Raw genomic sequence first — 22,907 nt, 5'->3', positions numbered from 1 at the left:
GGGTGGACAGGTGCGGACAGGGGTGGACAGCGCCCGCCCCCGCCGGACCTGGAGAGTGGACAGCGACCGGCACGAGTCTGTGCCTCATGAACGCAGCACGCACACAGACGGACCGGACGACGGCCCGGTCACCCCGGCCGCGGGCGGTGCTCGCGGCACTGGCCGCGGCCCAGTTCACCGTCATGCTGGCGACCTCCATCGTCAACGTGGCACTCCCGCAGATCCGGGACGGCGTCGGCCTGTCGGACGGGGCGACCACCTGGGTGGTCAACGCCTACGGCCTGGCGTTCGGGGCGCTGCTCCTGGCCGGCGGGCGGGTGGGCGACCTGCTCGGCCGCCGCCGGGTGCTCGTCGCCGGCCTGGCCCTCTTCGCCCTGGCCTCGCTGGCGGCGGGAGCCGCGACCTCCCCGGCCGCACTGATCGCGGCCCGCGCCCTCCAGGGCCTGGGCGCCGCGGCCATCGCCCCCGCCGCACTCGCCCTGGTGATGGAGAGCTTCCCCGCGGGCCCCGCCCGCGGCAGGGCGCTCGGCGTCTGGGGAGCGGTCTCCGGTGCGGGCGGTGCTGGCGGTGTGCTCCTCGGCGGCGCCCTGACCGAGGCCTGGGGCTGGCCGTGGATCTTCCACTCCGTCGCGCTCGCCACGACCGGTGTCCTGGTCGCCGTGGCGGTGTGCGTACCGCGTCCGCCGGGAGGCCGGGACGAGGATCCGGCGGGCCGGTTCGACCTGCTGGGCACGACCACCGTCACCCTCGCCCTCACCGGCCTGGTCTGGGGCCTGACCACGGCCCGCGGCGCCGGATGGACCGACCCCCGCGTCCTGGCCACGCTCGGCGCCTCCGCGCTGCTGCTCCTGGCCTTCGTCGTGATCGAGCGGCGCCGGCCGGACGCCCTGATCCCGCCGCGCCTCTTCCGCACCGGGCGCGTCGCCGCGGGCAACGTGCTGATGGCCCTGCTGGGGTCCGTGTGGATCGCCCTGTTCTTCTTCCTCCCCCTCTACCAGCAACAGGTGCTCGGATCAGGGCCGCTGGCCACCGGAGCCGGACAACTGCCCTTCGCCGCCGCCAACATGCTCGGATCCTCCCTCGCACCGCTCGTGGCGCGGCGGATCGGCGCCCGGGCCACGGTGACCGGCGCCCTGCTCACGGAGGCGGCCGGACTGCTGTGGCTGTCCCGGGTCAGCGCCGACGGGAGCTACCTCGTCGACGTGCTCGGCCCGAGCGTCCTGGTCGGACTCGGCCTCAGCGTCGCCTTCGTCCAGCTCACCGCCTTCGCCGTGGACGGCGTCCCGGGCAAGGACACCGGGCTGGCCGGCGGCCTGGTGAACACCACCCGGCAGGTGGGCGGTGCGATCGGGCTCGCCGCCCTGACCACCCTGGCCGGATCCGTCACCGCCGCGTCCGCCCACGAGCCACTGCGCGAAGCCCTCACCGCCGGCTACCGCTCGGCGTTCTCGGCCTCGGCGGCGGTCCTGGCGGCGGCGGCCCTCCTCGCCCTGTTCCTCACCCGCGCCGGAGCTCCGCCCGCCGTACCGCCCGCCGCGCCCGCCCCACGGCCCCTGACCCCCGAGCCGTCGAGGGCCCCCTGAACGTGGGGCGGGCGGCCCGCCCCCGCCCGGTCGTGCCCCCCTCGCGCCGGTGCCACGGACCGCCCGTCCCACACCCCCGTCCCCGCCGGACGGCCACAGACCACAGACCACCGACCACCGATCAGCACCACCCACCACCCACCACCCTTCACCGAACACCGCACGCACCACCGCACCGGACCCGCAGCGAAAGGCCCTTGCCATGACCACCGCCAAGCCCTACCTCACCGGCCACTACACCCCCGTACCCGACGAGATCACCGCGACCGAGCTCACCGTGGAGGGGACCCTGCCCCCCGAACTGACCGGCCGTCTGATCCGCAACGGCCACAACCCCAAGCCCGGCGTCACCCCCACCCACTGGTTCAAGGGCAGCGGCATGGTCCACGGCATCCGGCTGCGCGAAGGCCGCGCCGAGTGGTACCGCAACCGCTGGGTCCGTACGCCCGCCCTCGACGGCGCCCCGTACATGACCGAGCACGGCCCCGACTTGACCGCCAGCACCGCCGGCACCCACGTCATCGAACACGCCGGGCGCCTCCTCGCCCTGTGCGAGTCGAACCACCCCTTCGAGCTGACGCCGGAACTGGAGACCGTCGGAGCCTTCGACTTCGACGGCAAGCTCACCTCCGCGATGACGGCGCACCCCAAGGAGGACCCCCTCACCGGCGAACTCCACTTCTTCGGGTCCTCGCCCTTCCCGCCCTACCTCATGTACTACGTCGCCGACGCCAAGGGCGCCGTCGTCCACGCCGCCGAGATCCCGGGCGCCACGGCCTCGCTCAAGCACGACTTCGCGGTCACCCGCCACCACGTCGTCTTCATGGAGGGCAATGTCACCTTCGACCCCACCGAGCACTCGGGCATCCCGTACGGCTGGAGCGACAGCCAGCCCGCCCGCATCGGCGTCATGCCGCGCGGTCCGGAGGGCGCCCGCCACATCCGCTGGTTCTCCGTCGAGCCGGGCAACATGCTGCACGTCGGCAACGCCTACGAGGACGGCCGCGGGCGCACCGTTCTGGAGGGCCCGACCGTCGACCGCGAAGGCTTCCGGCTGTCCTGGAACTGGTGGGCCGGCGCGCCCGGCCGCGGCACCGAACCCGGGGCGCGTTCCTACACCCGCCGGTGGGTGGTCGATCCGGTCGAGGGCACGGTGGACGAGCAGATCATCGACGACCTGCCGGTGGAGTTCCCCACCCTCAACGAGGACTACCTGGGCGCGGAGAACCGCTACCAGTACGCGATCTCCTTCCCCGACGAGAAGGGCTTCGGCGGGTACGGCGTCGTCAAGTACGACCGCACCACGGGCGCCCGCCGCATCCACCAGGTCGGGGACGCCCGGATGCCCAGCGAGGCCGTCTTCGTCCCCGCCGCCGGCTCCACGGGCGAGGACGACGGCTACCTCCTGACCGTCGTCTCCGACCTCAAGCAGGACGCCTCGCAGCTCCTGGTCCTCGACGCCTCCGGCCTCGACCGGGTCGCCACCGTCCACCTGCCCCGCAGGGTTCCCGGCGGAGTCCACGGCTCCTGGATCCCCGACACCGCGCCGGACGGTCCCGCGGCCTGACCGGGACACCGTCCGGCCCCCGGACGGGGAACGCGACGGCCGCGACCGCGGGGTCCCGCGGTCGCGGCCGTCGCGTTCCCGCGCCGCGGCCGGTCCCTGCCTAGTCCGGGGGCTCCTGCGTACGACCCTCCCGGTGGTCCTGGTCCTGGTCCTGGTCCTGCGGACCGGTCCGTTCGGGATCCCCGTGCCGCTCGGCCTCCGGACCGCGCACGCCGGGCAGGTCGGGCGCCTCCGGGCCGGTGGGCGGCAGGTCGGGCGTGACCGCCTCGGGGCTCTCCGGAACGGGAGGGGGCAGGTGCGGTCGCCGGACCGAATCCATGGCGGCTCCTCGTGTGTGCGCTCGGCTTTCGTGCCGCCGCCTACCCCGAAGATCGCCCGCCATGCGGGCCGGGCGGCCTCAGCCGCTGCCCTTCGCCGCGTCCGGATGCGGCAACGTGGCCGCCTGCCCGGCGCGTACGGCCACCAGCACGGCGTCGTGCAGGGTGCGGCTCGCCTCGGCGCTCGGACACGGGACGGGACTGCCCGTCAGCGTGAACCACTCCGTGCCGCCGCTGGGCTGCACGGCGACGTGCGCCATCCCGTCGGCCTCGGTCCAGGTCGTGTGGACGTCGAGCTGCCCGGTCAGGACGGCCGACTCGTCGATGCGTACTCCACCCCGCCCGGCGTAGACGCCCTGCGTGGTCCACGATGCCCAGGTCATCCGCCCTCCAGGGTCCGCCGGGTCTCCTGCACTGCCTCACCACAGCGTCCCGCAGGTCCGCCGAGCCCGCACACCGGATCCGCGGCGGCACGGACGCGCCCGTCCCGGGGCGTCCCGCGACGGGACCGTACCCGGGCACGCCTACCCTGGTGGGGGACGGCCCGCCGCAGCGGCGGGCCCGCAGCGAGGGGGTCCGGTGAACCGGTTCGCGCGCCTGGCCGCGCGGCTCCTGGCCGCCCCGGGCGGCCTCGTGTGGGTACACGACGAGAGCGCCCCGGTCGTCGAGGTCTGGCCCGCGCGCCCGGTGGACCCCGAGGTCACCGGCCTGTGCCGGCGGGCCGCCGATCTGGGCGCCCCGCTGGCCCTGACGGGCGGGCCGGGACCGGCCTTCGCCGGCATTCCCATGATCGGCTCGGGCGGGGACCTGCTGGGCGTGCTCGCCGTCACGGACGACCCGGCCCGCACGTGGAGCGAGGACGACCTGAGCGACCTCGGCGACCTGGCGGCCGCGTGCAGCGCCCAGATGCGCCTGCGCCACCGGTCCCGCGAGGCCTGGCGGGGGCAGGTGGAGGCGGAGGAGGCCGCCGGGATCGCCGAGGCGGACGCCGAACGCATGGAGTCGCTGCTCGGACGCGCCCAGCTGCTGCTGAGGGCGGCCGAGGGGCTGGGGGACACCAGCGGCCTGGTGGAGGTCTGCGAGCGGGTGGGCGAGCTGGCCGGGGGCGACCTCAAGCCCTCCCACGTCGGGCTGCTCCTGATCGGGGAGGACGGACTGCTGCGCCGGGTCACGATGCCGGGCGGAGGGGACCCGTGGGCCGGACGCGGCGAGGAGTACCCGACCGAGGCGGACGGACCCGAGGGGCGGGCCGCCCGGGAGGGACGGACCGTGGTCGTCCGCGACCGCGGGGCCCTGGAGGAGGGGTACGGGGGCGAGGTCCTCGCCCGGTTCGACGCGCTGGGCCTGCAGACGCTGGTCTGCGTGCCGCTGCCGGCCCCGGAGGGACTCCTCGGAGTGCTGGCGCTGGGCGGGGACGTTCCGCACGCGGTGGAGCCGGCCGAACGCGCCCTGCTCGTCGTCCTGGCCGACTACACCGCCCGCGCCGTCGAACGCGCCCTCTACCTCGACGAGCGGATTTCGGTCGCGCGCAGCCTCCAGGAGGCCATGCTCTCCGGACTGCCCTTCGTCGAAGGTCTGGAGACCGCCGCCCTGTACCGGCCGGCGGCACGCCAGGACATGGTCGGCGGGGACTGGTACGACCTCTACCCGCTGCCGGGGGGCCGCGGCGCGTGGGCGGTGACGGTGGGCGACATCACCGGACACGACATGCGGGCCGCCACGATCATGGGCCAGGTGCGGAGCATGCTGCGCCAGGCCGACCACGACCACCGGGGCCGTCCCCCGCACCAGGCCGTCGAGGCACTCGTGGAGGCCTCCGGGACCCTCGGACTGCCGGCGGGCGGGACCCTCGTGCACGCCCACCTCGAGCCCCGCCGGGCCGGGCACTGGCAGCTGACGTGGACCAACGCGGGCCATCCGCCGCCCCTGCTCGTCCACCCCGACGGCGCGGCGCTGCGGGTGGAGCGCATGGAGTCCCACGACCTGCTCCTGCACCCCTCGTTGCCGCCGGTGCCGCGGACCAGCCACACCCGGCTGCTGCCCCCCGGCAGCACCCTCTTCCTCTACACCGACGGGCTGGTCGAACACCGCGACGCGGACCTCGACGACGTCACCGACCGGGCGGCGCGCCTCCTGGCCGAGGCGGGCTCCACGACCCCCCTGGGCGACGTCCTGCAGCACCTGGCCGACGTCGTGGCCCCGGCCCGTGCGGAGGACGACACGGTCCTCCTGGCCGTCCGGGTGATCGCGTGACCGGCCGCCGGAAACGCCGCGTTGCCGTGCCGGGAGCCGCCGCCCGGGGCTAATGTGACGCGGGGTCACACCTCGTACGCGCCGGTGCCGCGGGCACGGCGCCCTCCGGAAAGGCCCACGGCCATGGCTGCCCTGCTCTCCGACGACCTCAAGCGGATCATCGACGAATCCCCGGTGTTCGCCACGGTGGCGACCGTCCAGCCCGACGGGAGCCCGCAGCTGTCGGTCACCTGGATCATGCGCGACGGTGACGAGCTGCTGATCTCCACCACCGAGGGGCGGCGCAAGGAGCAGAACCTGCGCCGGGACCCGCGCATCACCGTGATGATCAACCCACCCGACGCCCCGTACACCTACGCCGAGGTCCGGGGGACCGCCGAGCTGGCCACGGAGGGCGGGCAGGAGCTCATCGACGCCCTGTCGCGGAAGTACACCGGCAAGGAGTACCGCGACTTCAACCCCCACTCGGCCGACGACGCCGCCCGCGTCGTGGTGCGCGTCGTCCCCCGCAAGGTCGTCGGCTCGCTGTAGACGCTGCCGCGGCGGGGCCCGGCCGAGCCCTCCCCGAGTCGCCCCTCGGCACGCCCCGCAGCACGATGGGTGGGGTGATGACGGTCCTGGTGGTCGGCGTACCGGAGGGCGAGCAGCTCGAACTGCTCCGCTCGGGCATCCAGCGCAATCCGCACTTCCAGGTCGTGTCGCACGCCTGCGACCCGGCTGTCGCCCTCGCGCACGCCCGCGTCCTCCTGCCCGACATCACCGTGCTCTCCCTGCCCGCCGGGCTGAACAGCATCGAGGCCGACCCGGACGTCCTGCGCGTCTTCCGCGGCGTACGGGACCTGGACCCGGCGAGCGGCGTGGTGATGCGGACCGCCGCCCCGCGGATCCCCCGGGCGGTGTCCGGACTGGCCGTCGAGGGCGCGGTTCACGTCGTCCGCGAGGGCGACTCCGAAGCGCTGATGAGGGCCCTGCGCACCATCGGGCTGCGCCGGGCCAGCTGCGATCCCGACGAGATGCCCTGACCCGAACGGCCGGACGGTCCGCCCCGCCCGGTGCCCCGCTGTCAGCCGTGGTGAGCCGCGCCCGTCCGGCCCCCGCGGGCCCGCCGCCGGGGCACCGACCCCGTCGAGGACCCGCGTCCCGGACTGCGCCGCTTCCCGGAGCGGGTTATCAAGGGAGCGAAGGCGGCCGCGGGGCACCGGCGGCCGCCCGGCCCGCGGCTGAGGAGTGCGACTCGTGGAGTTCGAGGTCAATGGCGCCCCGTGCGCGGTGGACGTGGACGACGACCCGGCCGCCGTGGAGGTGGTCCGCGACCGCCTCGGCCTCACCGGCACCAAACTGGTCTGCGCCGGCGGGGTCTGCGGCGCCTGCACGGTGCAGGTCGACGGCGAGCCCCGGGTGTCCTGCCTGACCCCCGCCGCCGCGCTGGCCGGGCGGCGGGTCACGACGGTGGAAGGCCTGGCGGACCATCCCGTGGCACGAGCCTTCGCCGGGGAGGACGCCCTCCAGTGCGGCTACTGCACCCCGGGCTTCGTGGTCGCCGCGGCGGCCTTCCACGACCGCTGGCGCTCCGCCCACCCGTCCGGCCGGCCCACGCGCGAACGGATCGCGCAGGAACTGGCGGGCCACCTGTGCCGCTGCGGCGCGTACGAGGGGATCTTCCGGGCAGTGGCCGCGGCCTGCGCGGGCGCCTACGACACGGAGCCGGCCGAAGGGGCCGAGCCCGCCGTCCCGCGCGTCGAGGCCCCGCAGAAGGCCGGGGGAGCGGCCCGCTACACCACGGACCTGCGCCCCGAAGGGCTGCTGGAGGGGCTGATCATCCGGTCCCCGCACGCCCACGCGCACGTCCGCTCCCTCACCGCCGACGACGTACCGCTCGTGCCCCTGCTGCCCCCCGACGGCGTGGTGCGCTACGTGGGACAGCCGGTGGCCGCCGTCGCCGGGCCCGACCGGGCGGCGGCCCTCGCCGCGGCCGCGCGGGTGACCGTGGACTACGAGGTGCTGCCCGCGGCCCTCGACGTACGCCGCGTCAGGACCGGGGAGGGCCCGTACGTCTACGCGGACAAGGCCGCCCGCAAGCGGGCCCCCGGCTCCGGCGAGACCCCCCAGCTCCTGCCCGCCCGGTGGCGCGGCAACCTGCGCGGCCCGTCCGCCATGAGCAGGCGCCCCGCCACGGCGGTCCGCCGCATCACCGAGGGCCGTGCCCGCAGCCCCGAGCGGGTCGTGGAGGGCGAGTTCACCACCGCCGCGCAGACGCACACCCCCCTCGAACCGCACGCCTGCCTCGCCGAATGGATCGACGGCACCCTCCACCTGGAGGTGTCCACCCAGTCGGTGCGGCACGTGGCCGAGAAGGCGGCCGAACGCTTCGGCCTGCCCCCGGACGGGGTGGTGGCCAAGGCCGTCCACGTCGGCGGGGGCTTCGGCTGCAAGATGGGCCTCACCTCGGACGTCATCGCCGCGGCGGAACTGGCCCGGCTGCACGGCGCCCCGGTACGGGTGGTCCTGGACCGGGCCGAGGAACTCGTCGACGGAGGCTACCGGCCCGGCACCCGCATCCGGCTGGCGATGGTCGCCGACGAGGCCGGAGAGCTGAGCGCCCTGGCCATCGACGCCGACCACGACGGCGGGGTTTCGGTGGGAGGCACCGTCGCGGCCCTGGCACGTTTCATGTACGGCACGTCCCCCCGCCGGCTGCGCGACTTCGACACCGTCACCCACCAGCCGCCCGGAGCCCCCTTCCGCGGACCCGGCGGCCCCACGATGTGCTGGGCGCTGGAACAGGCGGTCGACGAGATGGCCCACCGGCTCGGCGAGGACCCGATCGCCCTGCGCCGCCGCTGGGACGGCAACCCCAAGCGCCACGCCCTGTACGACTGGGCCGCGGCCCTGCCCGTCTGGTCGGGCCCGCGCGGCGGCACCGGACGGTTCCGCCGCGGCGTCGGCGTCGCGGCGGCCAACTGGCTGTACTTCCTCGACCCCGGCACCGAGGTCGAACTCACCGTCGAGGACGGCACCGTCGTCGCCCGCTGCGCCGTCCAGGACATGGGCACCGGCGCACGGACGGTCCTGCGCCGGGCCGTCGCCGCCGGACTCGGCCTGCCGGAGGCGAAGGTACGCGCCGAGATCGGCCGGAGCGACACCGTGCACGGCCCCACCTCGGGCGGCAGCCGCACCACGCCCTCTCTCGCCCCGGCCGCCGCCGACGCCGCCGACCGGCTGCGCGAGGCGCTCGGCGGCGGCGACGTCGCCGCCCGGCTCGCCACGGCGAACGGGGTACGGGTGACCGGCCGACGGCCGCGCGACCGGAGGGGTTTCGTGGTCCCCTTCACCCTCGGCGGTGTGGCCATCGGCCGCGGCTTCACCGGCTCGGTGCAGGTCAGCGAGGTGGAGGTGGACACGAGGCTCGGCCGCATCCGTCCGCTGCGCGTGTGGAGCGGCGTCGCCGCGGGCCGCATCCACGAGGACCGGCTGGCCCGCAGCCAGTGCGAGGGCGCCGTCGTCCAGGGCATCGGCTACGCCCTGTTCGAAGAACGGCGCGTCGACCCGCTCACCGGGAGGGTGCTGACCGACAACCTGGAGGACTACCGCATCCCCGGGATCGGAGACACCCCCGAGATCACCGTCCACTTCCACCAGGAGGGCTTCGACCACGTGCCCGGCGGCGGCGTCGGCCTCGGTGAGATCGCCACCCTGCCCACGGCGGCCTGCCTGGCCAACGCGGTCCACGACGCGACCGGTTGGCGCCCGTACGACATGCCGATCCGCCCCGACCGGCTCCTGGAAGGACTGGCCACGTGAGCACCGAGCCCGATCTCACCGACCTCTCCGAGGCGGTCCGCGCCCGCGGCGGGGAACTGCGCGCCGGAGGCACCGACACGACGGCCCGGCAGCGCAGCGGTGTCTCCACCGGACCGTTCACCGACCTCTCCCGGGTCGGCGGCGCGGACGGCGCGGGCGGACTGCGGGGCACGACGGCGCTGCGCGGCGGCGGGCTGCGGATCGGCGCCCTGACCACCCTCGCCGCCCTCGCCGGGGACCCCACGGTCCGCGAGGGCTGGCCGGGCCTCGCGGCGTCCGCCGCGGCCGCGGCCACCCCGCAGATCCGCGCCGCCGGCACTCTCGGCGGCAACCTGCTCCAGCGCAACCGCTGCTGCTACTACCGCAATCCGCACGTCGAGTGCTTCCAGAAGGGGGCGGCCGGCTGCCCCGCGCGCGAGGGGGACCACCACTTCGGCGTGGTCAGCGGCGACGGCCTCTGCGTCGCGCCGCATCCCTCCACCCTGGCGATGGCCCTGCTCGCCCACGACGCGCAGGCCGAGGTCCACGGCGAATCCCCGCGCGCCGTCGCGGACCTGTACGGCGACGGACGGGGACTCCACCACACCGACCACCTGCTGCCGCCGCACCGCATCCTCACCGCGGTCCGCCTCCCCGCCCCGGTGCCGGGCGAACGGGCCGCGTACCACCGGGCCACGAGCCGCGCCCACGCCGAATGGCCCCTGGTCGAGGCGACCGCCCGGCTGGCGTTCGACGGCGCCACGGTCACGCACGCCGCCGTCGCGGCGGGCGGCGTGGCCCGTGTGCCACTGAGGCTTCCGGAGGTGGAGGCCGCGCTGATCGGCCGCGAGGCCACGCCCGCGGCCCTGGCGGCGGCTGCCGCGACGGTGCTCGACCGCTGCCGGCCCCTGCCGCAGACCGGCTACAAGGCGACCCTGTTCCGGGACACCGTGCTGGAGGTCCTGGAACGGGCGGCGGCCGCCCCGGGCCGGTCCGGGACCGGGGGAGGCGCGGTGAATTCTTAGCATCAGCCGCCAACTATTGGCCCGGCCGCCGGCGGGAGGACTAGAAAGGTCGAGACCGAAGCGGACCGGACCGAAACCGGCGACGGGGTGCAGGACCTGGCACCACCCGTCGGTGGTCGGAATGTTGGCGAAGGTGGTGGATGCACGTGCGTGCGTACAGCAGAACCGAACCGAGATCAGTCAGATTAATTCCGGAGAGACCTGGTTCCAGCTCCTGCCGTCGACCACGGGAACGGCGGTGACATAAGCGCGGGGATTCTTGTTCGGCGGGGCCGAGCGCGGGGAGGTGGGATTTTCCCACCTCCCTTTGCGCATGCGGTCACCTCCCTTTCGTGACCGATTCCCGCTGCCGGTCAGAACCGTCCCCACCTGCGGATACGTACACGGTGGATGTTTCTTCGGCCTTCCGATCCCTTTCCCCTCGGGCCCTTTTCCGGCCCGTCGGAAATTTTTCAAACCGGCGCCCATCCGCAGACGTTGGGGCGCCGAAGAAGGAACGGGGCCCCCTCCCGGGCCTCGCACCGATCCCGTACGACTTCGATACACGGGATTCCCGTACCCGGGGATCCAAGGAACAGGAGCGAATGTGATAGTCAAGCGCGCCGGCCGCCTCGTGGTTCTCGCCTCCGTCCCCGCCGCGGTGTTCCTGACGATCGGCCTTTCCGGGCCGGCACTCGCGGAGGGAGGAAAGGCGTACCAGATCGATCTGGCGCAGCTCAACGAATCGGGCTCCCGCGGTACGGTCATGCTCAACCTCAAGGGCAACCAGCTGACCGTCCAGATCGAGTCCGAGGGCATGGTGCCGGGGCAGCCGTCGGCCCAGCACCTGCACGGTTCCACGAAGGGCCACGACTTCCGCTGCCCGGACGCCTCCGACGACAAGGACGGCGACGGCATCCTCAGCAACACCGAGGCCACGCACGACTACGGCGACATCAACATCTCCCTCACCACGTCCGGGGACACCAAGCCCGACAGCGGGCTCGCCGTGGACCGGATGCCCGTGGCCGACAAGAAGGGCAAGCTCCGCTACAAGCGGACGATCGCCGTCGGCCAGGACGTCGTCGAGCACATCAAGGACCTGCACGTCGTGCAGCACGGCATCGACCGCAACAAGAACGGCAAGTACGACGTGGCGGGCGCGGGCAAGAGCGAACTCGACCCGAAGCTGCCGCAGGAGGCCACCGCCCCGACCAACTGCGGGGAGGTCAAGGGCGCGGCCGTGGGCTCCCTCCCGGTCGGTGCCATCGAGACCGGCGGCGGCAGTGCGCAGGCCGCGCAGATGCCGGTGACCGTACGGGACGGGGTGGCGATGACCGCGCTCGCGACGGCCGCCGGCGCGGTGGCCCTCGGACGCAGGCGGGCCCAGGCCGTCGCCGTGCGCAGGGAGCCCACCCGAGGTGGCGCGTGAGGGCCGGCCCGGTGCGCCCGGGCGTACCCGTGTCCCGCATGCGCGGGCGGCGTACGCGGGGAGGGCTGGCGGCGGTGGCCCTGACCGGCGCGCTCCTCACCGGGTGCGGCGGGCAGGACGCGGCAGGGCCGGCGGCCCCCGCCGGGCAGGTCCAGCCGGGCGGTGCCCCGGACGCAGCGGCTCCCGCGGACGGGGGGAAGGCACCCGGCGGCGAGAGCGCGGCACCCGCGGACGGTGCGCAGGGTGGCGCCGCGGCCGGGGGCGCGGGGCGGGCGGCGCCCGCCCTGGCCCGGTCGGAACCCCAGAAGATCACCATCCCGTCCCTCAACCTGTCGAGCACCCTGGAGACGCTGCGGCAGAACACGGACGGGACCATGCAGACCCCCAAGGACCCCGCACTTGCCGGCTGGTACGAACCGGGGCCGACCCCCGGCTCCCAGGGACCGGCCGTCATCGCGGGGCACGTCACCTGGAACGGAGCGGCAGCGGTGTTCGAGAAGCTGAAGTCGATGAAGGGCGGGGACACCATCAAGGTGACCCGCAAGGACGGCAAGACGGTCACCTTCACGGTGGACCGCGTCGCCGAGTACCCCAAGGCGGAGTTCCCGACCATGGAGGTCTACAAGAACCTCGACCACGCGGGCCTGCGACTGGTCACCTGCGGCGGTGACTTCGACCCCAAGAAGCACTACTACGACAGCAACGTGGTGGTGTTCGCCCGGATGACCGGCGCCGCCTAGCCGGAGCCGGGACCGGGCGGGACGCCCGTCGGCCGCGGTCACCGCGGCCGACGGGCAAAACCGGTTGCCCCGCGGCGGGTACGGCCGGTGCAATGTGCGCCATGACCACCCTGGTGCGCCCTCCACGACGACACGGGACGCCGGTGCGGATCGGGGCCCTCGCCCCGCTGACCCGGCCGGGCTGGACCGAGGCGGGCCGCCACCTGCTCGCGGGACTCGAACTGGCCGTCCACGAGACCAATGACGGCGGTGGCATCGCGGGCCGCCCGCTGGTACTGGTGGTCCGGGACACCGCGGCCGATCCCGAGCGGGCCGCCGCGGCCGTGGCGGAGCTGGCCGGGCTGGGCGTGGCCGCCGTCGCGGGGGAGTACCACAGCGTCGTCGCCAGGGCGGCCGCGGCCCGGGCCGACGCCCTCGGTGTGCCGTTCCTCTGCTCCTCGGCGGTGCTCGACGCCCTCACCGAACGGCCGACTGACTGTGTCGCGCGGCTGGCCCCGCCGCAGTCCCGCGGCTGGAGCCTCTACGCCGACTTCCTCCTCGGCGCGAGCCACCGCCGGATCGCCGTGGCGGCCGAGCCGAGCGTCTACTGGGCTTCGGGCACCCGCATCCTGCGCGAACGCCTCTCCGCGCACGGCGCCACCCTCACCGAGCTCGACGTGCGGCGGCTCGGCCCCGCCGGAGTCCGCGACGCGCTCCTCGACGGCGGCGCGACGGCACTGCTGCTGCTGGCCGGCACCCCGGAGCCGGCGGTCCCGCTCGTCACGTGCCTGCGCCGGGAGCCGCGCCTGGCCGGCCTCCTGATCGGAGCGCCGGCCGGCCAGCCGGAGTTCGCGCAGTGGGCGGAGCTGCTCGGCCCGGACGGGTCGGCCGTCCCCTTCCTGCGCTACCTGCCCGAGGACCCCGGCCCGCTCGCCCGACGCGTCCGGACCGCCCTGCGGGAACGGCTGGGCGCCGCACCGTCGTTCGTCGGCTTCGAGGGGTACGACACGGTGACCGTCCTCGCGGCGCTGCTGCGCACCCACGGCACGGACCTCACCCGTACGGCACATGCCTGGCCGGACGTCGCCGTGGACGGCACGCGCGGGCGGATCACCTTCTCCCGTACCCCGGGCACCGGCCTGTGGCAGTGGGACGCGGCGCCGGTCCAGGTCGTCGATCGCGACCCGGCGGACCCGGACCGCTTCCGGATCCTGCACACCGGCTGAGGGGCGCCGGCCGGGCGCGCCTCAGAGATCGCCCTCGACACCCGTGACGGCGGGCGGCCCGAGGGGAGCGTCCTTCTCGGAGAACCCCAGTTCCGCGAGGGCGTCGGCCACCAGCCGTACGGCGTTCGCCTCGGCCGTCGCCCGGTCGGGTGCCTCCACCTCCAGCCGCGCCGAGAAGGTCCCGCCCTCGTGGACCGTGAGCAGTCGGACGTCCTCGGCCTCGCTCAGGTCGGTGTGGTGGGAGGCCAGCCTCCGCGCCAGCCGGGAGCGGGTCGCGGCATCGGCCTCGCTGAGGAACGTGCCGGGCACGGTGATGACGTAGGTGGTGGTCACTGCTGCCTCCTGTCGGCGGGCAAGGCGTCGGGACTCGTCGTGTGCCCCGATGATCCCGGTCGAACCCCGCCCGGCCCGTCAGGCCGGGCGGCCCGGTCGTCGGTGTCGCGCCTCCGACGGAGGACCCCTCGGGGGCCTGCCGGCAACTGTGCGCGCGCAGGCCGGAGTTCATAGCGGACGGAATGTTTGCTTCCGTAGCGATGCGGTCACCGCCGACCCTTTTCGGCCAGCGTGGAATCGATTACTCAGGGTAAGGGTGGCCGCTCGGCCCCCCTTCGCCCTCCCTGTCCCCCCTTGACCCCCTCGTCCCGCCCCTCATGCGGGGTTGACAGGAATTCACGCGGCCTTACCCCGGGTAGTGCGAAGGATTTATCGACAGGTGTCCGCAGGGCGGCAAAACAAGTCCGAAAGTGGCAGGTTTACTTTGACTCTTGATCGATGGATCGGTGAAGGTCGTTCACATGTCCGACACAAACCGAGCCGCCACCGGTGGCCCTCTGCGCTTGCGCGACTTCCGCCTGTTGCTCGCGGGAGCCGCCACCGGACAGTTCGGTGCCCAGGTGACGCTGGTGGCGCTGCCCCTCGTGGCGGTCCTCGTCCTCGACGCCCCCGCGTTCCAGGTCGGCCTGCTGACCGCCGCGGAGACCGCCGCCTTCCTGCTCGTCGGACTGCCCGCAGGGGCGCTCACCGACCGCATGCGCAAACGACCCCTGATGATCCGCGCGGACCTGGTGCGCGCCGCCGCCATGGCGAGCATCCCCGCCGCCGCGCTCGCCGACGTCCTGACGATGGCCCAGCTCTACGTGGTCGCGCTGGTCACCGGTGTGGCCACCGTGTTCTTCGACGTCGCCCACCAGAGCTACCTGCCGCAGATCCTGCCCCGCGACCAGCTCGTGGCCGGCAACGGAGCGCTGGAGACCGTCCGTTCCACCGCCCAGGTGACCGGACCGGGCCTCGGCGGCGGACTCGTCCAGCTCGTCGGAGCGCACTTCGCGGTCATCGTCGACGCCGTCGGCTACCTCCTGTCCGCCCTGTTCCTGCAGCGAGTCCGCAAGACCGAGGAGGTCCCCGAGCGCACCCCCGGCGGATCCCTGCGCAAGGAGATCGGCGAGGGCGTCCGCTTCATCCTCGGCCATCCGCTGCTGCGCGTCATCGCCCTCACCACCGGCCTCGCCAACTTCTTCACCGCCGTCCTCATGGCCACGCAGACCGTGCACCTCGTCCGCGTCGTCGGCCTGGAGGCCGGGGGGCTCGGCCTGGTGCTGTCCGCGTCGGCCGTCGGCGGGCTGCTGGGCGCCCTGTGCTCCGGACGCATCGCGGCCCGGCTCGGGCAGGCCCGGGTCATCCTGCTGTCCCTCCTCGTGACCGGTCCGTTCGCGCTGCTGTGGCCGCTGTCCGGACACGGCGTCACCGGCGCCGTCCTGTTCGCCGCCGGGTCGGGCGTCGTCTCCTTCGGCGCGGTCGTCTACAACGTCGCCCAGGTCAGCTTCCGCCAGGGCATGTGCCCGCCCCGGCTGCTCGGCCGGATGAACGCCACGCTGCGCTTCCTCATGTGGGGCACCCTCCCGCTCGGCGCCCTCCTCGGAGGCGCCCTCGCCCAGTCCTACGGCTCGCGCACCGCCCTCGTCTGGTGCGCGATCGGCATCCTGGCCGTCCCCCTGCCCCTGCTGTTCTCCCCGCTGCGCCGCATGCGGGACCTGCCCGCACCCCAGGACGAGGACACCGCCCCGGCGCAGGACACGGCACCCCGGGACCCCGCGCCGCAGGACCCCAGCGCCGCCGAGGGCGAGGCCCGTCCCGCCCCGGCCTCCACCGGCTGACCACCGTACGGCGGCCCGGCGTCCGCACCCGTCCCCGTACGGACGACGCCCACCGCCACCCCCGTCCGCGCGTCCGCGGCCACGACCGAGAAGGACCCCGTGCTCAGCATCACGAGTCAGTACCTGGCCCGCTACCGGCGCCTCGCCGGTGACGGATCCGACACCCTGCTGCCGGTCACCGGAGCACAACGCCGCTTCGTGCTGGTGCGCCGACTGGACCCGGCGGGACGCCCCGACGTGGTGCCGATGTTCTTCGCCTTCCCGCAAGGGACCGTCGACCCCGAGCGCCTGCGGACGGCGGCGTGCCGTCTCGCCGCCCGGCACACCGCCCTGCGCTCCCGGCCCGACGTCCTGCGCGGCACCCCCGTCCTGAGCGTGACCGAGCCGGACGTCACCCTCACCCGGCCGGCCCCCGCACCGGGCGAGGCACCCGCCGACACCCTCCGTCGCGCCCTGGCCGCCTGGGCCCCGCAGGGCCCCGCCCTGCGGCTCTTCCTCGTGTACGACGAGGAGCGCGAGGAGGAGATCCTCGCCGTCGCCCTGGACCACGCCGTCTGCGACGGCCGTTCGCTGGCGCGGATCGTCGACGAACTCGGCGCCGCCTACGGCGAGGAGGCCCTCGCGGCCCCGCCCGAACCGGAGGAGACGAAGGCCGAACTCGCCGCCTACCACGACGCCGTCCTGCGCCAGCTCGCCGCCGAGGAACGCGCGGAGACGCCCGCCGCGGCCGCGTACTGGGCGGACCGGCTGCGCGCCCTGCGGGCCCACGCCCCGGCCCCCCTCGCGGCCCGCGTACCCGAAGGGACGCGGCCCAGCGGCGCCGCGCAGGCCCGGCTGCCCGCCCACGACGGCGGCGTGTCCTTCCCCGGTCTCCTCGACGCCTGCCGCGCCGCGGCCCGCGAACTCTACGGCCCCGGCCTCGCCGTCCCGCTCGGCTACCCGTGGGGCGGCCGTCCCGCCGGCGCCGATCCGGTCGTCGGCTGCTTCCTCAACACCCTCGTGTTCCCCGCGGACACCGGCGACGGGCCCGGCTCGGCCGTCACCGCCGACGCCTGGTGGGACGACCTCGACCGGGCCGACGTACCGTTCGACGCCGTCGTGGCGGCCGTACGGGCCGCCGGCGCCGACTGGACCGGAGGCCTCGACGGACTGCTCACCGTCGACGACGACTCCCGCCGCCCGCCCCTCCGGCTGGCCGGCGTCGAGGGCCGCGAGGTCCACGTCGACGGCAGACCCGTCCGCGGCCCCTTCGCCGTGTCCGTCACCCAGGGGGCCGAGATCCGCCTGCGCATGGTGTGGGACCGGGCCGTGCTCGACGACGCGACCGCGCACCGGGCGTTCGACGCGCTCACCCACGCGCTGCGCCCCTCGGACCACGCCATGGACTGAGCACGCTGCCGCGCAACCGCGGCAGCAGCCCCACCCGGCGGCCCGACCGCCCGCACCTCACCGGAACCACCCGCACCTCCTGCCGGTCCGGTCACACCACGGCGCTTTCCCCGGCGTCCACCGGACCCCACCCACCGCGCGTCCCCACGCGCCCCGCGCAGGCGGCCCCGCCGGCCGCCCGGCCCAGCCCGGCCCCGCCCGCCGCGCGCCCCGAACCTCCCCCCACGGCATCCCCCCCCGCATGCACGAAACGGCACCGCGCGACCCGCGACGCCGTCCGCACGACGCCGGCCACGACCGTGACCGGCACCGCAGACCGACCCGACAACCTCAGGGATCGCCCATGCTCCCCCTCTCCTCCTCGCAGGAGATCGTCTGGCTGCACGAGCAGATGCAGCCCGGCAGTCGCGCCTACAACTTCACCGGCTCACTGGACCTGTGGGGCACCCTCGACACCGAGGCACTGCGCCGCGGCCTCGCGGCCACCCTCGCCCGCCACCCCGGACTCCGGCTCGAACTCGTCGCCTCCGCCGGGGCCGTACCCGGCCAGCGGGTCGCACCGCAGTGCGCGCCGCGGCTGCACGAGGCCGACCTCAGCACGGAGGAGGACCCCGAGGCGGCCTTCGCCCGGCTCCTGCGCACCGAGGCCGAGACACCGCTCGACACCTTCGAGGCGCCGCTGATCCGCTGGACCCTCGTCCGGCTCGCCGAGCACCACCACCGGCTGGTCCACGTCGAGCACCACCTGATCCACGACGGGCACTCCTTCGCGATCCTGCTCGACGACGTCTTCCGCGTGTACCGCGCCCACGTGCTCGGCGAGAACCCCGAACTCCCGCCCGCCTCCTCCTACGCGGACCACGTCCGCGACCAGGCCGGCGCCGCGTACGCCCCCGCATCGCTCGCATTCTGGCGCAACGAACTCCAGGACCGGCAGTACGACCTGCCGCTGCCCGGCCTGACCCGCCCCGGCGCCCGCCGCAGGCACCACGGCGGCCAGCTGCGCCAGACCATCGGCGCCGACCTCGCCGAACGCCTGCGCGGACACGCCCGCGAACGCGGCCTCACCCCCTTCAGCACCCTCCTCGGACTGTTCGCCGAGCTGCTGCGCCGGCACAGCGGGCGCTCCCGGATGGTGGTCGGGACCGCCGTCGGCAACCGCCCCCGCGGCTACGAGGACGCCGTCGGCATGTTCGTCAACACCATCCCGCTCCCGCTCGACCTGGACGCCGCCGCCCCCGCGCAGGACACCATGGACGAGGTCACCGACACCCTCATCCGCGCCCTGCCCCACCAGGACGTGCCGGTCCAGGAGCTGACCCGGGCGCTCGGCATGCACACCTCCGGCGCCGACAACCCTCTGTTCTCCGTCATGTTCAGCGCCCACGACGCGCCCCTGCCCGAGATCGACGTACCCGGCCTCGACATCACCCTCTTCGAGGGCTTCAACACCGGCACCACCCGCTTCGACCTCGACGTGGTCCTGCTCCCGGACGACCGGCGCGGCGTCACCGTCCGCCACGGCGCGCCCGGCATGACGCTGGTCTGGGACTACGACATGGACCTCTTCGGCGAGGACGTCGCCCGGATGGTCTCCGGCCGCTTCCTCGACCTGCTGCGCGCCTACCTCGACAGCCCCGGGACCCCGCTCGCGGACCTGGCACCGGCCCCCGTGGAGCAGGCCGCCGAATCCCTCCCCGTACCGGCCGACCGCGACCCGCTGGACCCCGTCGCCGCGCACCACCCCTCACTGCCCGCCCTGCTCTACGGCGCCCGCCGGCTCACCTACGGCGAACTCGACGCCCGCGTCGGCGCACTCGCCGAGAAGCTGCGCACCGCCGGGGTGACACCGGGCCGCCCCGTGGCCGTGGTCCTGCCCCGGGGGACCGACTCCGTCGTCGCCCTGCTCGCGTGCCTGCGCACCGGCGCCGTCTACTGCCCGCTGTCGCCGTCCGACCCGCCCGCCCGCCTCGCCCTGCTGCTGGAACGGCTCGCTCCGGCCCTGGTCCTCACCGGCGACGGCACCCCCGCCCTGCCGGACGGACTGCCCGCCGCCCGTCTCGACGCCCCCGAACTGCCGTCCGCGCGGGGCACCACCGAACTGCCGGGCACCGCGTACGTCATCCACACCTCGGGATCGACCGGCACCCCGAAGCCGGTCGCCGTCGGCCACGCCGCCCTGGTGCACCACATGACGGCCGCCGCCGACCGGTTCGGCCTCGTCAGCTCCGACCGGGTCCTGATGTTCGCCCAGCCGTCCTTCGACGTCGCGCTGGAAGAGGTCCTGCCGACCCTGCACGCCGGCGCCTGCCTGGTCCTGCCCGAGCACGAGGTTCCCACCGGCACGGAGCTCGCCGGACAGCTCGCCGCCGCCCGGGTGACCGTCGCCAACCTCCCCACCAGCTACTTCCTCGCCACCCGCGAGGACCTGCGCCCCGCGCTGCGCGACGCCAGCTGGACGCCGCGCCTCCTCGTCCTCGGCGGCGAACGCCTGCCCGCGCAGGCCCTGCGCGACTTCCTCGCCGACACCGACGCCACCGTCCTCAACGCGTACGGCGTCACGGAGGCGGCCATCAGCTCGACCGTCCACGAGATCTCCCGCGAGGCCCTCGCCGACGGCACCGAGATCCCCCTCGGCACCGAGCTGCCGGGCGAGCGGATCCACGTCCTCGACGCGCACCACCGCCCGCTGCCCTCCGGCGCGGTCGGCGAGCTCGCCGTCGCCGGGCCCGGCCTGGCCGCGGGCTACGCCGGAAACCCGGAGGCGACGGCCGCCCGGTTCGTCACCGTCGACGCACTCGACGGGCAGCGCGTCTACCTCACCGGGGACCTCGGCTACCGCGGCCTCGACGGCCTGCTCTACTTCCTCGGCCGACGCGACAACCAGATCAAGCTCCGCGGCCACCGCATCGAGCTGGAGGAGATCGAGGCCGCGGCGTCCGCTGTGCTGGGCGGCCGGTCCTGCGCCGTCGTCCTGGACCGGGAGGGCGCTGGCGCGCCCCGGCTCGTCGCCTTCCTCGAAGAGGGCGACGACGACAGCGCCTTCGACGAGAAGGCGCTGCACGCCGAGCTGAGCCGCCGGCTGCCCGGCCCGCTCGTGCCCGCCCGCTGGGCGCGACTGGAGACCATGCCGACCCTCGCGGGCGGGAAGCCCGACCGCGCGGCACTGTCCCGCCGCGCGGCGGCCCTCGACGCCGAGGACACCGCGACGACCGAGTCCGTGTCCGGCCCGGAAGCCGTGCCCGCCGCGGACGGCACCGTCGTCGCGGACGGTGCCACCGCTCCGGAAGCCGCCGACGGAGCCGAAGCCGGGTCCGCCGCGTCCGGCGACCCCATGACGGACCTCCTCGCCGAAGGCTGGCGCACCGTCCTCGGCCACGGCCGGTTCGACGCCCGCTCCCACTTCTTCCACAGCGGGGGCCACTCCCTGCTGGCCGCCGAGCTGGCCGCCTGGCTGGAGCCCCGGCTGGGCACCCGCCCGCCGCTGAGGGTGCTCTTCCGCAACCCCGTCCTCGCCGACCAGGCCGAAGCCCTCGCCGCCACCGCCCCCTCCACGGAGTCGTGATGATCCAGTCCCCGACCGCACCCGCCCCGTCCGCCGCATCCCACGACGCCGCCGTGTCCCACGAGGCCGGAGCGCCCAGCGTTGCCCACGGCCCCGCCGCCGAGCCGACCCGCGTGCTCGCCCGCTTCGAGGACTGGGTCAGCAGCACCCCGCAGGCCCCCGCGGTGATCGACTCCGCCCGCACCTGGACCTACCAGGACCTCGACGAGGCCGCCGGAGAGCTCGCCGCCGCCCTGGGCGACCGCGTCCGGCCCGGCGACCTGGTCGGCGTCTGCCTCGACCGGTCGGCCGCCCTCGTGGTCACCGCCGTCGCCCTCGCCCGGATCGGCGCCGTCTACCTCCCGCTCGGACCCCGCCCCGGCGAACGCCGCACCCGCGCCGTCACCGAGGACCTCGACGTCGCCTGCCTCATCGGCGACCCCGGCGTCCTGCCCGAGCAGCACCGCGAGGGCGAGCACGTCCCGCTGCCGCTGCCCGTCCACGGGGTCAACGCCCCCGCCACCGCCGTCGCGGCCTTCACCGCGGCCCCCGGCGGCAGCCGCCGCGCGCCCGAAGCCGCCCTGTACGCCGTGCTCACCTCAGGGTCCACCGGCCGCCCCAAGGCGGTCGCCGTGGGCGAGGCCTCGCTCTCCGTCGCCCTGGACTGGTACCGGGCCGAGACCGGGATCGCCCCGGGCGACCGGCAGTCCCTGCTCATCGGCGTCGCGTTCGACCCGCACCTGCTGGAACTGTGGGCCGGCCTGACCTCGGGAGCCGCCCTCGTCCCCGCCCCGGACGACACCCGCTGGGACTCCCGCGTCCTCACCGACTGGTGGCGTGACACCGGGCTGACCCACGCCGTCGCGGCCACCCCCACCGTCGAACCCCTCCTGGCCCGGCCGTGGCCGCAGGACCTGGCCCTGCGCCACCTCGTCGTGGGCGGCGACCGCATGCGCCGCCGCCCCGGCAGCGACGTCACCGCCACCGTCCACAACGCCTACGGCCCCGCCGAGGCCACCGTCGTGACCACCACCCACGCCATGCGCGCCACCGACCCGGAGGCCGGAGACACCGCGCCGCCGCCCATCGGCACCGCGCTGCCCGGCGTCACCCTGGTCGTCACGGACGACGAGGGACGCCCCGTGGCCCGCGGCGAGGAAGGCGAACTGCGCGTCGGAGGCCACTGCCTGGCCCTCGGCTACCTCGACCCCGACCTCACGGCGAGCCGCTTCACCGCGCCCGCGCCGGAGACCGGCCTGCCCGAGGCCGACCGCCTCTACCGCACCGGCGACCGCGTCCGGATGAACGCCGACGACAGCCTGGACTTCCTGGGCCGCCTCGACGACCAGGTCAAGATCAGCGGGGTGCGGATCGAACCGGCCGAGGTGGAGGCCGCCTTCGAGCAGGACCCCCGCGTGCTCGCCGCCGTCGTCACCGTGCTGCGCGACGGCGCCGGCCACGCCCGCCTGGTCGCGCACGTCCGGCCCGCCGCCGACGCCGCCCCCGAGCCGGGCGAGCTCCTCGACGCGGTCCGGCCCTGGCTCCCCGAGCAGGCCGTCCCCGCCGCCGTCCGGATCGTCGAGAACTTCCTCCTCGACGCCAACGGCAAGGTGGACCGGCCCGCCCTGGCCGCCCTGGCCCAGGCCCCGGAGACCGCGCCGGGCCCGGCCGGCGGCGCCGACGACCTCGCCTCCGCCACCGCCACCGAGCGGCTCGTCCTGACCACCGTCCGCGACCTCCTCGGAAGGCCCGAAACCGGCCTCGGCGACCACTTCTCGGACGCCGGAGGCACCTCCATCGTCGCCGCGCGGCTGCTGGAGACCCTCGAACGCGAGGCCGGCGTGCGCCTGCGCGCCCCCCAACTGCTGCGCAGCACCGACCTGCGGGCCTTCGCCGCCGTCCTCGAACAGCGCCTGACCCCGCGCCCGGAAGGAGCCTGA

The 22,907-nt window shown here is 75.2% G+C and carries 17 protein-coding genes; 14 read left to right on the top strand and 3 right to left on the bottom strand.

The features are described from left to right. Positions 1-86: 86 nt before the first annotated feature. Entirely contained in the window at positions 87-1,583 is a 1,497-nt protein-coding gene (locus ACPU2J_RS02010; RefSeq protein WP_423832593.1) for an MFS transporter, read from the top strand. A 202-nt stretch (positions 1,584-1,785) separates the two neighbouring features. Beyond that, positions 1,786-3,150 (top strand): carotenoid oxygenase family protein, encoded by a 1,365-nt coding sequence (locus tag ACPU2J_RS02005; RefSeq protein ID WP_420082010.1) that lies wholly within the window; start codon positions 1,786-1,788, stop codon positions 3,148-3,150. A gap of 100 nt (positions 3,151-3,250) precedes the next feature. Here ACPU2J_RS02005 and ACPU2J_RS02000 read toward each other — a convergent pair whose 3' ends face one another. Beyond that, complete coding sequence (locus ACPU2J_RS02000; RefSeq protein ID WP_420082011.1) at positions 3,251-3,469, bottom strand: hypothetical protein; 219 nt, start codon at positions 3,467-3,469, stop codon at positions 3,251-3,253. A gap of 78 nt (positions 3,470-3,547) precedes the next feature. After that, positions 3,548-3,850: a hypothetical protein gene (locus ACPU2J_RS01995; protein ID WP_361605801.1), complete on the bottom strand. Its 303-nt coding sequence runs from the start codon at positions 3,848-3,850 to the stop codon at positions 3,548-3,550. Between the two features lie 196 nt (positions 3,851-4,046). Here ACPU2J_RS01995 and ACPU2J_RS01990 point away from each other — a divergent pair, with 196 nt between their 5' ends. The 8 genes from ACPU2J_RS01990 (at position 4,047) to ACPU2J_RS01955 (ending at position 13,881) form a co-directional block, all read left to right on the top strand. After that, complete coding sequence (locus tag ACPU2J_RS01990) at positions 4,047-5,720, top strand: PP2C family protein-serine/threonine phosphatase (RefSeq protein ID WP_423832592.1); 1,674 nt, start codon at positions 4,047-4,049, stop codon at positions 5,718-5,720. Positions 5,721-5,843: 123 nt separating this feature from the next. Then, the gene (locus ACPU2J_RS01985) at positions 5,844-6,251 is read left to right on the top strand and encodes a PPOX class F420-dependent oxidoreductase (protein ID WP_365492082.1); all 408 of its coding nucleotides are present in this window, start codon (positions 5,844-5,846) and stop codon (positions 6,249-6,251) included. Positions 6,252-6,325: 74 nt separating this feature from the next. Beyond that, on the top strand, positions 6,326-6,742 hold the full coding sequence (locus tag ACPU2J_RS01980; RefSeq protein WP_423832591.1) for a hypothetical protein: 417 nt from the start codon (positions 6,326-6,328) through the stop codon (positions 6,740-6,742). A gap of 214 nt (positions 6,743-6,956) precedes the next feature. Then, positions 6,957-9,521 carry a molybdopterin-dependent oxidoreductase gene (locus ACPU2J_RS01975; RefSeq protein ID WP_423832590.1) on the top strand — a complete coding sequence of 855 codons (2,565 nt, stop codon included), beginning with the start codon at positions 6,957-6,959 and terminating at the stop codon, positions 9,519-9,521. Beyond that, entirely contained in the window at positions 9,518-10,525 is a 1,008-nt protein-coding gene (locus ACPU2J_RS01970; protein ID WP_420082015.1) for an FAD binding domain-containing protein, read from the top strand. Before ACPU2J_RS01975 ends, ACPU2J_RS01970 begins: the two co-directional genes overlap by 4 nt. A gap of 586 nt (positions 10,526-11,111) precedes the next feature. Then, positions 11,112-11,936, top strand: coding sequence for a hypothetical protein (locus ACPU2J_RS01965; protein ID WP_420082016.1), 825 nt, complete (start codon positions 11,112-11,114; stop codon positions 11,934-11,936). A gap of 38 nt (positions 11,937-11,974) precedes the next feature. After that, positions 11,975-12,676 (top strand): class F sortase, encoded by a 702-nt coding sequence (locus ACPU2J_RS01960; protein ID WP_420082017.1) that lies wholly within the window; start codon positions 11,975-11,977, stop codon positions 12,674-12,676. 92 nt (positions 12,677-12,768) lie between these two features. After that, the gene (locus ACPU2J_RS01955; protein WP_423832589.1) at positions 12,769-13,881 is read left to right on the top strand and encodes an ABC transporter substrate-binding protein; all 1,113 of its coding nucleotides are present in this window, start codon (positions 12,769-12,771) and stop codon (positions 13,879-13,881) included. A gap of 21 nt (positions 13,882-13,902) precedes the next feature. On the opposite strand, the gene ACPU2J_RS01950 is transcribed toward ACPU2J_RS01955, so the two are convergent. Continuing rightward, positions 13,903-14,214 carry a hypothetical protein gene (locus ACPU2J_RS01950; protein ID WP_365071845.1) on the bottom strand — a complete coding sequence of 104 codons (312 nt, stop codon included), beginning with the start codon at positions 14,212-14,214 and terminating at the stop codon, positions 13,903-13,905. 461 nt (positions 14,215-14,675) lie between these two features. On the opposite strand from ACPU2J_RS01950, the gene ACPU2J_RS01945 reads away from it, so the two are divergent. From ACPU2J_RS01945 to ACPU2J_RS01930, 4 genes are all read left to right on the top strand, one after another. Then, positions 14,676-16,034 (top strand): MFS transporter, encoded by a 1,359-nt coding sequence (locus ACPU2J_RS01945; protein ID WP_423832588.1) that lies wholly within the window; start codon positions 14,676-14,678, stop codon positions 16,032-16,034. A 99-nt stretch (positions 16,035-16,133) separates the two neighbouring features. Continuing rightward, on the top strand, positions 16,134-17,423 hold the full coding sequence (locus ACPU2J_RS01940) for a condensation domain-containing protein (protein ID WP_420082020.1): 1,290 nt from the start codon (positions 16,134-16,136) through the stop codon (positions 17,421-17,423). 343 nt (positions 17,424-17,766) lie between these two features. Beyond that, positions 17,767-20,988 carry a non-ribosomal peptide synthetase gene (locus tag ACPU2J_RS01935; RefSeq protein WP_423832587.1) on the top strand — a complete coding sequence of 1,074 codons (3,222 nt, stop codon included), beginning with the start codon at positions 17,767-17,769 and terminating at the stop codon, positions 20,986-20,988. Then, positions 20,988-22,907, top strand: coding sequence for a non-ribosomal peptide synthetase (locus ACPU2J_RS01930; protein WP_423832586.1), 1,920 nt, complete (start codon positions 20,988-20,990; stop codon positions 22,905-22,907). The genes ACPU2J_RS01935 and ACPU2J_RS01930 overlap by 1 nt, the downstream gene beginning before the upstream one ends.

This window comes from Streptomyces manipurensis (assembly GCF_049570255.1).
Classification (GTDB): domain Bacteria; phylum Actinomycetota; class Actinomycetes; order Streptomycetales; family Streptomycetaceae; genus Streptomyces; species Streptomyces manipurensis.
This window is presented reverse-complemented; position numbering and strand designations above follow the sequence as displayed.

What these genes read in the sequence shown, in the direction of transcription:
- ACPU2J_RS02010 (WP_423832593.1), top strand. Translation starts at nt 87, where the DNA reads ATGAACGCAGCACGCACACAGACGGACCGGACGACGGCCCGGTCACCC.
- ACPU2J_RS02005 (WP_420082010.1), top strand. Translation starts at nt 1,786, where the DNA reads ATGACCACCGCCAAGCCCTACCTCACCGGCCACTACACCCCCGTACCC.
- ACPU2J_RS02000 (WP_420082011.1), bottom strand. Translation starts at nt 3,469, where the DNA reads ATGGATTCGGTCCGGCGACCGCACCTGCCCCCTCCCGTTCCGGAGAGC.
- ACPU2J_RS01995 (WP_361605801.1), bottom strand. Translation starts at nt 3,850, where the DNA reads ATGACCTGGGCATCGTGGACCACGCAGGGCGTCTACGCCGGGCGGGGT.
- ACPU2J_RS01985 (WP_365492082.1), top strand. Translation starts at nt 5,844, where the DNA reads ATGGCTGCCCTGCTCTCCGACGACCTCAAGCGGATCATCGACGAATCC.
- ACPU2J_RS01960 (WP_420082017.1), top strand. Translation starts at nt 11,975, where the DNA reads ATGCGCGGGCGGCGTACGCGGGGAGGGCTGGCGGCGGTGGCCCTGACC.
- ACPU2J_RS01955 (WP_423832589.1), top strand. Translation starts at nt 12,769, where the DNA reads ATGTGCGCCATGACCACCCTGGTGCGCCCTCCACGACGACACGGGACG.
- ACPU2J_RS01945 (WP_423832588.1), top strand. Translation starts at nt 14,676, where the DNA reads ATGTCCGACACAAACCGAGCCGCCACCGGTGGCCCTCTGCGCTTGCGC.
- ACPU2J_RS01935 (WP_423832587.1), top strand. Translation starts at nt 17,767, where the DNA reads ATGCTCCCCCTCTCCTCCTCGCAGGAGATCGTCTGGCTGCACGAGCAG.
- ACPU2J_RS01930 (WP_423832586.1), top strand. Translation starts at nt 20,988, where the DNA reads ATGATCCAGTCCCCGACCGCACCCGCCCCGTCCGCCGCATCCCACGAC.